The organism is Corynebacterium freiburgense, assembly GCF_030408815.1.
Lineage (GTDB): Bacteria > Actinomycetota > Actinomycetes > Mycobacteriales > Mycobacteriaceae > Corynebacterium > Corynebacterium freiburgense.
This window is the reverse complement of sequence record NZ_CP047355.1, coordinates 952,239-965,798: the sequence shown is the minus strand read 5'-3', so window position 1 is coordinate 965,798 and position 13,560 is coordinate 952,239. Positions and strand designations below refer to the sequence as shown.

The 13,560-nt window shown below is 49.8% G+C and carries 13 protein-coding genes; 9 read left to right on the top strand and 4 right to left on the bottom strand.

Annotated elements, in window-relative coordinates:
• The first annotated feature begins 68 nt into the window (after positions 1-68).
• Positions 69-1,022 carry a hypothetical protein gene (locus CFREI_RS04435; protein WP_051256058.1) on the top strand — a complete coding sequence of 318 codons (954 nt, stop codon included), beginning with the start codon at positions 69-71 and terminating at the stop codon, positions 1,020-1,022.
• A gap of 441 nt (positions 1,023-1,463) precedes the next feature.
• Entirely contained in the window at positions 1,464-2,093 is a 630-nt protein-coding gene (locus tag CFREI_RS04430; protein WP_027013254.1) for an HAD-IA family hydrolase, read from the top strand.
• A 2-nt stretch (positions 2,094-2,095) separates the two neighbouring features.
• On the opposite strand, the gene CFREI_RS04425 is transcribed toward CFREI_RS04430, so the two are convergent.
• The gene (locus CFREI_RS04425) at positions 2,096-2,482 is read right to left on the bottom strand and encodes a Cif family virulence factor (protein ID WP_035112384.1); all 387 of its coding nucleotides are present in this window, start codon (positions 2,480-2,482) and stop codon (positions 2,096-2,098) included.
• Positions 2,483-2,571: 89 nt separating this feature from the next.
• On the opposite strand from CFREI_RS04425, the gene CFREI_RS04420 reads away from it, so the two are divergent.
• Both CFREI_RS04420 and CFREI_RS04415 read left to right on the top strand, forming a co-directional pair.
• Positions 2,572-2,796 (top strand): hypothetical protein, encoded by a 225-nt coding sequence (locus CFREI_RS04420; protein WP_051256056.1) that lies wholly within the window; start codon positions 2,572-2,574, stop codon positions 2,794-2,796.
• Positions 2,780-3,535 carry a Tat pathway signal sequence gene (locus CFREI_RS04415; protein WP_156907796.1) on the top strand — a complete coding sequence of 252 codons (756 nt, stop codon included), beginning with the start codon at positions 2,780-2,782 and terminating at the stop codon, positions 3,533-3,535. Before CFREI_RS04420 ends, CFREI_RS04415 begins: the two co-directional genes overlap by 17 nt.
• 30 nt (positions 3,536-3,565) lie before the next feature.
• Here CFREI_RS04415 and CFREI_RS04410 read toward each other — a convergent pair whose 3' ends face one another.
• Complete coding sequence (locus CFREI_RS04410; RefSeq protein WP_027013253.1) at positions 3,566-5,185, bottom strand: alpha/beta hydrolase; 1,620 nt, start codon at positions 5,183-5,185, stop codon at positions 3,566-3,568.
• Positions 5,186-5,616: 431 nt separating this feature from the next.
• Positions 5,617-6,702 (bottom strand): redox-regulated ATPase YchF, encoded by a 1,086-nt coding sequence (gene ychF / locus CFREI_RS04405; protein ID WP_027013252.1) that lies wholly within the window; start codon positions 6,700-6,702, stop codon positions 5,617-5,619.
• A 47-nt stretch (positions 6,703-6,749) separates the two neighbouring features.
• On the opposite strand from ychF, the gene CFREI_RS04400 reads away from it, so the two are divergent.
• From CFREI_RS04400 to CFREI_RS04380, 5 genes are all read left to right on the top strand, one after another.
• Entirely contained in the window at positions 6,750-8,549 is a 1,800-nt protein-coding gene (locus CFREI_RS04400) for a SulP family inorganic anion transporter (RefSeq protein ID WP_084170815.1), read from the top strand.
• Between the two features lie 161 nt (positions 8,550-8,710).
• Positions 8,711-10,336, top strand: a complete 1,626-nt coding sequence (locus CFREI_RS04395) for a sodium-dependent transporter (protein WP_027013250.1) — start codon at positions 8,711-8,713, stop codon at positions 10,334-10,336.
• 29 nt (positions 10,337-10,365) lie between these two features.
• Positions 10,366-10,536, top strand: a complete 171-nt coding sequence (gene metS, locus CFREI_RS04390; RefSeq protein ID WP_027013249.1) for a methionine/alanine import NSS transporter subunit MetS — start codon at positions 10,366-10,368, stop codon at positions 10,534-10,536.
• Positions 10,537-10,602: 66 nt separating this feature from the next.
• Positions 10,603-11,889 (top strand): AI-2E family transporter, encoded by a 1,287-nt coding sequence (locus CFREI_RS04385; protein WP_420834537.1) that lies wholly within the window; start codon positions 10,603-10,605, stop codon positions 11,887-11,889.
• Between the two features lie 20 nt (positions 11,890-11,909).
• Complete coding sequence (locus tag CFREI_RS04380; RefSeq protein WP_051256054.1) at positions 11,910-12,539, top strand: DUF6542 domain-containing protein; 630 nt, start codon at positions 11,910-11,912, stop codon at positions 12,537-12,539.
• Between the two features lie 35 nt (positions 12,540-12,574).
• On the opposite strand, the gene CFREI_RS04375 is transcribed toward CFREI_RS04380, so the two are convergent.
• Complete coding sequence (locus tag CFREI_RS04375; protein WP_027013248.1) at positions 12,575-13,531, bottom strand: 4-hydroxy-3-methylbut-2-enyl diphosphate reductase; 957 nt, start codon at positions 13,529-13,531, stop codon at positions 12,575-12,577.
• Positions 13,532-13,560 lie beyond the last annotated feature (29 nt).

Genomic DNA, 13,560 nt, shown 5'->3' with positions numbered 1-13,560 from the left:
AAAGGGGCAAAGCAGCACCACAAACCGATATCCCGCCACAAGCACCGTAAATCAAGGAGAATAACAGTGTGAGGAAACGTTCCGCTCTGGCACTCATCAGTGCAATCGTCCTGGTTGTCAGTGCAGGAGCGTTCTATTTTCTATTCCGCACACCAAACGAACCGTCACCCAGCGCACCCATTCGTGGCATTACTTTAGATTCGATCGAGCATTTTGATACAACGCTTTCGCTTTTACGAATGAGCACCAAAAAACTCACAGTACGTCTGGTATTAGACGCCGAGAATGACCTAGAACATTATAAAAACGCGGTCGAACAGCTTGCCCCCTACGCGTCTATTATGGTTCAAATCGCCGATTCCGAGGAAATGCCAACATCAAACGTGGCAGACATACAACACAGAACCCAAACTGCATTAGAGACTTTCGGAGACAACGTTTCGCTTTGGGAGATAGGCAATGAACTCAATGGATCATGGGTCGGAACCTCACCTCATCAGATAAACGAAAAAGCCGTGGCCGCTTATCGAATCATCCATGACGCCGGGAAGCCCACTGCTCTTACATTGAACTATTGGTCAACACCCGATTGTTACGAATACGACTGGGAATCCACAATTTCCTATGCGGAACATCTTCCCGAAGAGCTCAAACACACCGATTATGTTTTCCTCTCGGTCTATGAAACTGCATGTAATCCACCGCAACACCCCTCCGCTCAACAATTAGCCGAAATGCTCCACTCATTAGCATCGATTTTTCCTCATGCGCTTCTCGGTATAGGAGAAATTGGCATCCAAAACTCCAGCGATGGAATCAACACCCAAAACACTCTTGTTGCAAAACAAAACGTCGCCTCGCACTATTACGGGATGCACAATGAACTCAAGCATCGAGTGGGGCCTCGCTTTTGTGGCGGCTATTTCTGGTGGTACTTCTACGAAGACGCAGTGCTACCAGAGTCGCAACACCGCCGTGAGTCACTTTGGCCGACACTACAAAAACTTACTTCTGAACTCTAGTTTTCCCCTAAGTTCAAAAATAATTTCGCGCTCCACCAGAAATTCGCACCCATCAATTCTGCAGAATGAATGCGGATTTCTTGATGCTCCTTTATCTGAACAACAGGACCATGTGTATGCACAAACCGGTGGGCTGGAACACCTCCAACCTCCCTAGGCAGCACCTTGTGTTTCCCGCTGGCCTCCCAGTTGCCTCCTCAGATTCCGCACTTGTTGGCTATTACCAGCTGCGAACCATCTCGCTGCTTCCGCGTTTGTCACAGATTCCACGAAGATACCGCGTTTTTTATGGATTTTGTGACAAGAAATTAAATCATGCACAATGATTCACCAGGCATCTGTCGCAGATTCCATAAAACAGGCCTGTTCTGGTGGAATCTGTGACAGGATCCCTACCTATCGTGTCACAAAATTCCATTTTTTTTCTGCCACAATGGTTGTATGAAGCACATTATTTGGGATATGGGCGGTACTCTTTTCAACACTTATCCTGAGGTGGATGGTGTGTTATCAACAACGGCCTTTGGCGATACCTCTACCGAGCATTTACGCTATGTCGCTTCATTGACGCGGCGCTCAATTGGCCATGCGATTGCTACCTTGTCTTCCGAACAAAATATTGATCCTTCTGTTTTCGAAGATGCTTACGCAAAACTCAAGGAACGCTGGCGCTATCAACCAGCACCGGTCACCGATGGAGCACGCGAAGTAATGGCGCGCGTGCAACAACTCGGCGGATGTAATTTCATAGCAACTCACCGTGACCGCACAAGTGCTACAGATCTGCTTCGTGCGCATGAGCTTGAAGTTGACGATATGGTGTGCGCCCCCGACGGCGTCGAACGTAAGCCCGCACCAGCTATGAATTTACTGCTTGTAGAGCGCCACAGCCTTAACCCTGCGGAAGTACTGTGCGTAGGTGACCGTCCCATCGACGTCCAAGCAGCCCGCGCCGCCGGCATGGCCGCGGCATTGCTGGTCCGACCAGGCACCTCTGTAACATTGCCTGACGACGCCCCGGGCGCATTGGTCATCGCTAGCCTTAGGGATTTACTTCCCTTACTGGGATAAAATTACTTTGGCTTTACCGTGATTACAGAATGCTCCCGGAATATCTGCCAAAAACCCTGCTCAGTTTTCCGCAGCATTAGTGTGACAATCACCTGATATTTCGCACGTTTTTTTGGCGCACGTGCCACAATAACGAACCCCAAATCGCCTTGTTGCTGCGATACTAAAAACTCCGCCTCATCAAGAATTGGTGCCGTCCCAGACGCTTTACGCTCCCGGAAAAATTCTAGGCTCTGTTCGTAGTCAAACTCAATCGTTTTGCGGTCCGGTTGCACCATTATATTTTGCAGATCAGGTGCGTAAAGTTTGGATAATTCCTCGGTCCGATAATTACTACCTGCGTCAATGAGTTGCTGCACAACCTGGACAAGTTCATTATTTAGGGTCATATTCCCGATCATATTCTTTTTCTCTTTGATCCGAACCCCAAATTACCCATGCCCTACCCAAAGCACTACACATTAAGGAAAATTAGCCCGTGAGAAAGCAGTTTGCTCTAGCACTTATCGGCGTAATAGTGCTTTTTGCAGGTATAGCCGGTGTGGGAATGTTCTACTTCCTATCCAGCACACCAGACAAACCGTCGCTTCAACCCCCCATTCGCGGCATTACTTTAACTTCGATTGAGCATTTAGATACGACCATTTCGCTTTTACAAGCCAGCCCCGAAAAAACTCACAGTACGGATGGTGATAGACGCTGAGAATGATCTGGATAGCTATAAAGACGCAGCCGAACGGATTGCCCCATACGCGTTTATTATGGTCCAAATCGCCGATTCCGAAGAAATGGCAACCTTAAGTGTGGCGGATATTCAACACAGAACCCAAACGATGCTGGAGTCTTTTGGAGATAAGGTTTCGCTCTGGGAAATAGGTAATGAGCTTAATGGCTCGTGGGTCGGCACCTCGCCTCAACACATAAATAAACAAGCCGTGGCAGCATATCGAATCATCCATAACGCGGGAAAACCCACGGCACTTACATTGAACTATTGGTCAACACACGATTGCTACGAATACGATTGGGAATCCACCATCCCCTATGCCGAAAATCTCCCAGAAGAACTTACACACGCAGATTATGTTTTTCTTTCAATCTATGAAACTGCATGTGATCCCCCACAACAACCTACTGCTGCCCAATTAGCCGATACATTCCATGTATTAGCGTCGATTTTTCCTCACGCGCTCCTCGGCATAGGAGAAATCGGCATCCAAAATTCCAGCGACGGAATCCGTACCCAAAACACTCTTTCCGCAAAGCAACGCGTCGCTTCCTACTATTACGGCATGCATAATGAGCTCAACCATCGAGTAGGGTCTCGTTTTTGTGGCGGCTATTTCTGGTGGTACTTCTACGAAGACGCAGTACTACCTGAATCACAACACCGCCATGATTCGCTTTGGCCGACCCTACAAAAACTCGCTTCCGAACTCTAATCTCCTTACAATTTCGAAAATAATTTCGCATTAACCCCAGAAATCCACACCGCGCAATTCCACCGGATCACCAGCAGATGTAATCCGCAGATTGCTTATCACGCCCTCGCCTACCCACTCCGGCAACGGCACCCGCACAGTACCCAAAACATATGTTCCATTTTCATCTACCGTATTCCGATTAATTAGAACAGGATCCCGATCAGATATTTCATGGCTAAACTCGCGACCATCCTGCAACTGCAATGCCACCGTTACAGCTGTTCCTGGGCTTTTATAGCTCCCCGAAGGCGACATATGCACCGCCATTCCCCGAGCACCGGACACATTAATATCGGCCGCGGCGTCGATAAGGTAATTCACCGGAGTAAGAATCTGAACAACCCCCAACTCTGGCATAGCGCACGCATTTTCGATTGGCGTAGGGTTCATTGGATCAGGGTTAATACAGATTTTCGACGCCCCTTCCGTCACGCCATAAAAATCCTCCGCCGTTACTTGAGCTACAGCTTTCTGCGTATGCGCCAACCACCGGGCCGGAATACCTGCAACTTCAGTGGGCAGCGGCTGATTCGAGCTCACCGGCAATTCGGAATCTGCACCGGTCATAGTTGCTTGAAGCCAATCAGACGCCAGCGACGACATGACCCGCTCATGTTCGGCAGCATCCAAACAGCCCCGCTCTTCACACCCAATTCGATCATCTTTTCCAGCCTCTGATGCCGCGCGATTCACAAACATGTGCCCTAAACCAGGAAGCGAAACCACAGCTGCCGAAGTCGCACGAGGTTGCGACAAATAGTGCCCAATCCACAAATTTGCCGAAGGTCCTACATCATGATCATCTTCCCCAACCACAGCCAAATATGGAATGTCTGCGGGGGCAGCAGTGACAGTATCTAGCTCAAAAGTGTCATATGAAGGACCATACGCAAACACAGATTTGATACTTTCCTGACCAAATAATTCAATCGCCGGTTGCACCATCATCCCCGAACGCGAATGCAACACCAACCCTACAGACCCAAAATCTACAGGTTGCGGAAACTCAAACCCAAAGTTTTTCACCCCGGAATGCTCGGAATCCTCCTTTAGTGCTTCAATAAACCTCCCCACAACGTTTTTCCACATTGTGTTCTGATCGTAAGGATCCTGAATTCCAGAGCCAATAAATACACCCCCTAGGTCTGGAATTACCACCGTAAACCCTCGTTCGGCCAAATGTTCCCCCAAGTAGGACATTCCACGATCAAATCGGAGTTCGCTTACACCCGGCGCGCAAGGATAGGAAAAACTATCATCCATACAATTAGGGGCACGCAAATGGCTAACAACCACAAACGGCGTTGGCGCATTTGCTTGCGTAGGAGTAATCACAAGTCCGCGCAGTGGAGCACGAAATTCGCCTGCTGAAACATTTCCGAAATCTACCTCGATAATCCTTGCGGTTCCGGCCGCATTATCTACCGAATGCAGATCCGCAAGAGGTCTATTCTCAGGTGCTTTCGGCCCATCTGGTATAGGCGACATCTCCGGCTGAGACACCGCTGCATCTGAACTCGATACCCGTTCACTGGTTGGACCATTAAGTATCGAACAGCCTTGTAGTCCAAGAGCTACAACCAAAGCCAACACAAGGCGCCGAGGCATCTTTTCTCCTTGCACATAGGGGCAAAATAATTCTCACCTAAATAAGAAGCCGCTAACCCTAGATCATGATATTGACCACGAACAACCAACTACCTACGAGGGAAAACATATTTGAAGACTGTGTAGATAATATCTCAGGGATTAGTTTGGATCGGACAAGAGTTTTTCTTCTGGCCGCTTGCCCATTGGACAGGCAGATGTTGCTCTTACAGGGCTGTAAAAGGCAGATCTGACATTGCCCACAATATGCTCGAAGGTTTCCGCAGTTCATAGGCGGGAAAGATAGCGCTCAATGCAAATCTGCCTCAGGCAGATTTCACACGGCCGCTAAGCGGCACACGCATTCGCTTTAAACACGCCGCAACTTAATGGGGCTATCCTCCATCCCCGCGGAGAATAGCCCCACAACCTCATAGCAATTATTTGGACTTTTATACGTTGAACTTGAATTCCACCACATCCCCATCCGCCATTACATAGTCTTTGCCTTCTTGGCGGACTTTTCCGGCGGCTTTGGCTTCAGCCATGGATCCGGCTGCGACCAAGTCGTCAAAGGAAACAACCTCGGCTTTAATAAATCCTCGCTCAAAGTCAGTGTGGATGACTCCGGCAGCTTTGGGGGCAGTATCACCTTTGTGGATAGTCCAGGCGCGGGCTTCTTTCGGGCCTGCGGTTAAGTAAGTCTGCAGTCCGAGTGTTGCAAAACCTGCGTGAGCTAGGGAGTGGAGTCCGGGTTCTGTTTGACCTACTGATTCCAGGAGTTCGGCAGCCTCTTCTTCGTCGAGTTCTAGCAACTCGGTTTCGGTTTTGGCATCAAGGAAGACACAGTCAGCCGGTGCCACCAAGCTGCGGAGTTCAGCCTTGCGGTCTTCGTCAAGCAAAACTTCCTCATCAGAATTAAAAACGTAGAGGAACGGTTTTGCGGTCATTAGGTGTAGTTCGCGCACGAGTGCGAGGTCTATTTCACCGTTTCGTGCCGCGGTGTACAGAGTTCGTCCGTCCTCTAAGATGGCGAGAGCCTGTTTGGTGGCAGCAACCACTTCAACAAGTTCTTTGTCTTTTTTCGCTTCCTTTTCCAACCGTGGAAGTGCTTTTTCTACGGTTTGCAGATCAGCCAAGATTAATTCAGTATTGATCACTTCAATGTCGGAACTGGGGTTTACTTCGCCATGTTCGTGGATAATGTTTTCGTCTGCAAATGCGCGGACTACTTGGCAGATAGCGTCAGCATCTCGAATATTGGAGAGGAATGCGTTTCCTCGGCCTTTTCCTTCAGAAGCGCCTTTGACTATGCCTGCAATATCCACAAATGTAACGGTCGCCGGAAGGATTCGTTCGGATCCGAATATTTCAGCGAGCTTCTTGAGTCGTTCGTCTGGGAGTTCTACGATTCCAACGTTTGGTTCGATCGTCGCAAAGGGATAATTTGCGGCAAGAACATCATTGCGGGTTAGGGCATTAAATAGAGTGGATTTGCCAACATTGGGCAGTCCTACGATTCCAAGAGTAAGGCTCACGATATTTGATCCTATCAACCAGTCCTTTTTCCAACTAAGCTCAAGTTATGAATAGCCGTGTGCCTTCGGGTCCACCTGGGCCAATTCAGGACCTGATTTCTTCATTGAATGGTGGGGAGCCCAACCCACAGGTTGATGTGCAGCGTTCGTCAATATTTCCGGGTATGCAAGTATTGCGAAAGTATCAGCGGGGCTGGTTGCGTTTTGATGTTTTGGCAGGAATTACGGTTGCTGCCTACTTAGTACCGCAGGTCATGGCGTACGCCACGATTGCTGGATTGCCGCCGGTAATTGGACTTTGGGCGGCGATAGTTCCGCTGATTCTTTATTCAATTTTCGGTTCGTCCCGAACTATTTCTGTGGGCCCTGAGTCCACAACCTCACTCATGACTGCCGCTGGCATTGCGGCATTGGCTGGACCTAATGCTTCCCCTGAGCTTACTGCGCAATTAGCAGCACTATTGGCAGTTTCTGTGGGGGTTGTGTCTTTAGTGGGGTTCCTCGCGCGGCTCGGATTTATTTCGGAATTTCTTTCTAAGCCGGTATTAATTGGCTATCTGGCCGGAGTCGCAGTACTCATGATTTTGAGTCAGCTGGATACCATTACCAAGATTTCTGCATCAGGTAGTAACGATCTTGCCGCAACATGGGATTTAGTGCACCGCCTCGATGAGATTCATGCTCCTACTTTCTGGTTGGCACTTGGGTGCATCGTCGCATTGATTGTAATTTTCCGGTTTTTCCCATACTGGCCTGCACCGTTAATTGTGATTGTTTGTTCTACTTTGATTGTGTGGCTCACAGGTTTGGATGAACAGGGCGTGAAGGTAATTGGGGATTTGCCTCGGGGATTGCCTGGATTGGGTTTTCCACCCTTGGGTGATATTCAATTTGTGGCGCTATTTAATGCTGCGATTGGTATTACTGTGGTGGCGTATTCGGATAATATGCTGACCGCACGGGCATTTCGGCAGCGCCATGAACCGCGTATTAATGCGAATCAAGAATGTCTGGCGCTTGGGGTGATCAATCTTGGCGCGGGCGTTACCGGTGGTTTCCCGGTTAGTTCGAGTGGTAGTCGTACAGTACTTGCACGGGTAATGCACGCAAAAACGCAAGTGTATTCACTGGTTGCAGCACTTACGGTGCTTTTGACGCTATTTGTATTAGCGCCAGCGTTATCGCATTTTCCTGCGGCCACGCTAGGGGCAATTGTTATTGTGGCGGCGGTAAAGCTCATTCAGCCAAGTGAATGGCTCCGAATCGCACGTTTTAGAACAAGTGAACTGATTCTTGCCGCTTCAACCACAGTTGCGGTAGTTTCGCTTGGTGTTTTGGAGGGCATTGCGATTGCGGTTGCATTGAGCATTATTGATTTGCTGCGTCGGCTTACTAAACCAAATGATGGGGTCCTGGGGTATGTGGAGGGTGTAGCTGGCATGCATAACGTTGAGGACTACGACGTCACAAAGCAAGTACCTGGGCTGCTTGTTTACCGTTATGATTCGCCGCTGTTTTTCGCAAACGCTGACGATTTTATTACGCGCGCATCATCGGCTATCGACGCCGCGCAAACGCGGGTGCGGTGGTTTTTGCTTAATGCTGAGGCGAATGTAGAGATTGATTTAACCGCGATTGATGCTTTAGATGAGTTTCGTAAGCAATTGGAGTCCCGGGGGATCATATTTGCGATGGCACGAGTAAAAAGCGAAACATATCGCCAGTTTTTAGACGCGGGTTTTGCAGAAAAAATAGGTGTACATCGAATATTTCCCACCCTGCCGGCGGGAGTGCAGGGCTATGCAGATTGGGTACATGAACAGCGAAAACAAGAATCAGGACGGTAGCATCCCCAGACCACATTCCAATATGTGGAACATTGTGCTAATATTTGCCCACACAGTGGGACGGTTCTTCAGAATTTGCTGAGCAAATAAAGTGACATTCTGTAAGCCACCTGCCCGCATCTAATATCGAAAGACCTTCACTCTCGACGGAAAGGCCGGCCATGGCTGAATCACCCCGCCGCGAAGTATTTTCAACCCGCATAGCATTCCTGCTAGCCGCGATTGGCTCAGCGGTTGGCCTTGGAAATATTTGGCGCTTCCCGTACGTCGCCTATGACAATGGCGGCGGCGCGTTCCTTGTCCCTTATATGGTTGCGCTCCTCACCGCAGGCATTCCGCTACTATTTCTGGATTACACCCTTGGGCACCGCTATCGCGGTTCCGCACCACTGGTATTCCGGCGCATTAAGTCCTGGGCCGAGCCAATCGGCTGGGTTCAAGTGGGTATCGCATTTTTTATTACTATCTACTATGCGGCGGTGATTGCGTGGGCGGCTCTCTATACAGTTAAATCATTCAACCTCGCCTGGGGCGAAAAACCAGAAGAATACTTCTTTGCCGACTTTCTACAGGTTGATGCAGAAACCACATTTTCCTTTAGCATTGTCGGCCAAATTGCTATTGCATTGGGGCTTGTCTGGGTCCTTGCGATTGTGGTGCTGGCCATGGGTGTTGATGAAGGTATTGGCAAAGTTTCCAAAATCTTTATGCCGATCCTAACCGTACTGTTTATTATCGTCGTAGTTCAAGCACTATTCCTGCCTGGCGCCGCAACCGGCCTGAATGCATTTTTCACTCCAGAATGGAGCACGCTCAGCAACCCGAGTGTATGGGTAGCGGCATATGGCCAAATTTTCTTCTCACTTTCTGTGGGCTTTGGCATTATGCTGACCTATTCTTCCTACCTAAAGCCACGCACGAACCTCACTGGCACTGGCCTGGTGACCGCATTTGCAAACTCCTCGTTTGAAGTTTTGGCGGGTATCGGTGTGTTTGCAGCATTGGGCTTTATGGCTACCCAGCAAGGCGTTGCAGTTAATGAGGTTGCCAGCTCCGGTATCGGTCTTGCCTTTATTGCATTCCCTGCGATTATTAATGAAATGCCACTTGGGCCAGTATTTGGCACATTATTCTTTGGTAGTTTGACCATTGCTGGTTTTACTTCGCTCTTCTCCTTGTTTGAAGTAGTAGTTTCTGCTGCTAAGGATAAATTTGGCAAGCCACGCAAAAATACTGCCGTTGGCGTTGGCGTGATTATGGCTCTGATTTCATTGGCACTGTTTTCTACTACCTCCAGCTTGGTCACACTGGACATTATGGATAAGTTCACCAACCAGATCGGCATTGTAGCAATTGCGCTGATTACTGTTGTGGTAGTGGACTGGGTACTCCGCCGAGTTGAAGAATTTGCACTCCACTTAAATGCAGTTTCTTCGTTTAAAGTTGGAAATATTTGGCGTATTTGCGTAGTAAATATCACCACAATTGTTTTGGGCTATACATTGATCCAAGAGCTTATTACCTTGATTAATGAGCCATATGAAGGCTATAGCGCAGCGCAACTTGGCTGGTATGGCTGGGGCGTACTCTTTGCCATTGTGCTTGCCTCGTTATTGATGTCCATTATTCCGTGGCAAGGTAACCTTTCATTGGTTGGACCACCCGGATCGGACTTCGGTGTGGATCCCGATGCTTCTCGCAGCATTGGTCAACCCCGGAAGTACTCACCTCAACGTGCTGCTGGTTTCGCCGCAGAGCAGTACAAAGATACAAATGGCCTGAGTTAACGCACATCGACCATAAGAAAGGAAATGCAATGACTGGTGTCGCAATTATGATGATGGTCCTGTTTATGGTCATTATCTGGGGTGGTTTGCTGGTAAGCATCCTGGCCTTGCGCCGTAACCCAGATGAAATGTCAGGTGTGCTTGGGAATTCCGAATATGCAACTGATGATGTTCTGATCTCCCACGAAGAACACCACTAGACACACCTAATGAACTTTGAAGCCTCCTCCGGGAGGCTTTCTTATGTTAATGGCAAGATGGGAATTGTGAACGAAAATGACTTCCGAGGTGAGGCCACCCAGACGTTTCAAGAACTAGAAGGTCATGATGCAATCGACCGTTTTGAGGTCATAGCCGATGGCATTAAAACCTTCGCTTGGTGGTGCCTACGGCTGCTGGTCATTGCGGCGGCATCGTGGGTGACTTGGTACGTCATGAGTAAATTCTGGCGGGGCCTACTCCCAATTTTTCTCGCCCTTATTTTGACGTCCGTGCTGTGGGGGCCTACAGGTTGGATGCAACGCCGAGGTGTTCCGCCAGCACTTTCCGCAATTATTACAATGCTTGGGGCGCTGGCATTTTTCGGCGGCCTTATTGGCTTGATTGCACCGAGTATTGTGAATCAATCTCAAACATTGTTTTATCAAGCATTCGAGGGAGTGCAGCGCCTCCAATTATGGTTGCAGGGACCACCGCTTAATATCAATAGTGATGACCTCAATGGATGGTTTTCCGACGCCGCAACCTGGCTTCAACAACAATCTGGCACTATTGCTGGAGAGCTCTTCGCCGGTATTAGTGTGGCATCGTCAGTACTGGTCACCCTGGGCATTATGCTGGTGCTTACATTCTTTTTCCTTAAGGACGGCCCCCGGTTTATGCCGTGGTTGCGTTCGGTGACTGGACGTCGAGTTGGCTGGCATCTCACCGAATTATTTACCCGAGCTTGGATTACGTTAGCTGGTTTTATTCGGGCCCAGGCAGTTGTTTCATTTGTCGACGCCGTGTGCATCGGCATTGGGTTGGTACTGCTCGGCGTTCCCATGGCCTTAGCGCTTGGCACCCTTACATTTATTGCTGGCTTTATTCCGATTGTCGGCGCCGTTGTTGCGGGCGCTTTGGCCGTAATGATTGCCTTTGTATCCCACGGGCCAACAACCGCGTTCCTAGTATTCGGTTTAGTGATCCTGGTGCAACAGCTTGAAGGAAATATCCTGCAACCAGTGGTGCAGTCACGCGCCATGAACCTCCACCCCGTTGTGATTCTGCTTTCCGTCACTCTCGGCGGAAGCTTATTCGGCATTGTAGGCGCATTCCTTGCGGTACCTACAGCAGCAATGCTCGCTGTTCTACTGCGCTACCTTAGTGACCTCGTTGCACTGCGCTCTGGAGAAAAAACTGCTGCGGAAATCGAATTCGCCACATTGGTTGGATCATTAACCGCCCAAGAGGGTGAAGAAGCAGGCCGGAAAATGCGCGCGGCTCGCCGAGAAGGCTCGCTCACCCCCAGCTTATCCAGGCTTCAAGACATCCTACATGTATTTCGTTCGTGATAACGGTAGAATAACGCCCCGTGACTCAACGTAATCGATCTTCCGCTGCTCGCCTCCCCGCCGCCGCCCGCTTCGGGGTTCCCGTTTGGTCAGCAGCCTCGATTGTGTTCGCCTCACTAGTCACTGGCGCATTGTTGAGCCTGAATTTTAAAGAAATGGGTGCCGCATTCTTATGGTGCTTTGCTGCAGGCAGTATTGCTGCGGTTCTCTTAGTGGAACCGCGTGGGCTGTTTCTTACCGCAGCGCAGCTTCCACTGGCCTTTGGCATCGCCATGCCACTTACAGCCTGGGCAGTCGGCCGAACTTTACCTGGCGCTGATAATGCGGTTTCAAGCGCTGAGATTATTACCGCGGTTTACCCCTTGATGGAACACTTCCCCTTTTTAATGTCCGTCACACTCATTTGTGTAGCCCTGGCCTTTTTACGATGGCTCATAGCTCGCGCAGCCCGAAGCCGCGCGATACGCACTACAGCAGTGAAACAACAACAAGTGCGACGAGTCAACCAGCAAAACGCTGCACAAGCAACACGGGCACGCTCCGCAGTACGGACACATCGCGCCCGAGGAGCACGCGCCTCACAGGTCACTGTCCAAGAACTTATGCAGCAACGTCGCGCAAATTCCCGTCACGACGATCTCTACCGCTAACCTGGACACCCACCCTGGCGAGGTGGGGGCGTCAATTAGCGTTTCGCACGATCTGCTGGCCGCAAAGCGCGTGGTAGAGAGAACACCAGTTTCTCCGCTGCGGTAGTCACTTCCTCAACATCGGTATAGCCGTATTCAGCCAGCATTTTCAGCACATCTTGCACCAAAATTTCCGGCACCGAAGCACCCGAAGTAATGCCAATAGTGGACACACCTTCAAGCCAGGCAGGATCAACCTGAGAGGCATAATCCACCAAATAACTCGCGTTTGCGCCGCCCTGGAGAGCAACTTCAACAAGACGCTTGGAATTGGAGGAATTTTGCGAACCCACAACAATCACTAGCTCGCACCGCTCTGCAATTGCTTTCACGGCTACCTGCCGGTTTTGGGTGGCGTAGCAAATATCGTCGCTTGGGGGGTCAATCAGGTGTGGGAATTTCGCCTTTAGCAGGCGCACAATCTCCATGGTTTCATCCACCGACAATGTGGTTTGCGATAACCAAACAAGTTTTTCATTATCGGGGAATTCGAGGGTTTCCACGGATTCCACACCATCAACAAGATGCACTACATCCGGGGCTTCCCCAGCCGTGCCCTCAACCTCTTCATGACCCTCATGTCCAATTAGGAGGATTTGATAGCCATCTCGCGCAAAGCGCTTCACCTCATTATGAACCTTGGTAACAAGCGGACAGGTAGCATCAAGCGTTTTCAAGGAAAGGGACCGAGCTTCTTCATGGACGGCGGGGCTGACGCCATGCGCAGAGAAGACAAGATGGGAACCTTCAGGTACTTCAGTGGTTTCATCAACAAAGATGGCGCCACGCTCCGCAAGGGTGTCAACCACATAGCGGTTATGAACGATTTCCTTCCGCACATACACAGGCGCACCATATTTTTCGAGTGCGCGTTCCACAGTTTCAACGGCGCGATCCACGCCGGCGCAATAGCCACGGGGTGCGGCTAACAAAATTTTCTTAGGTGCGGTCATGCGATACAGAGTAACGAACTCCGCCTACA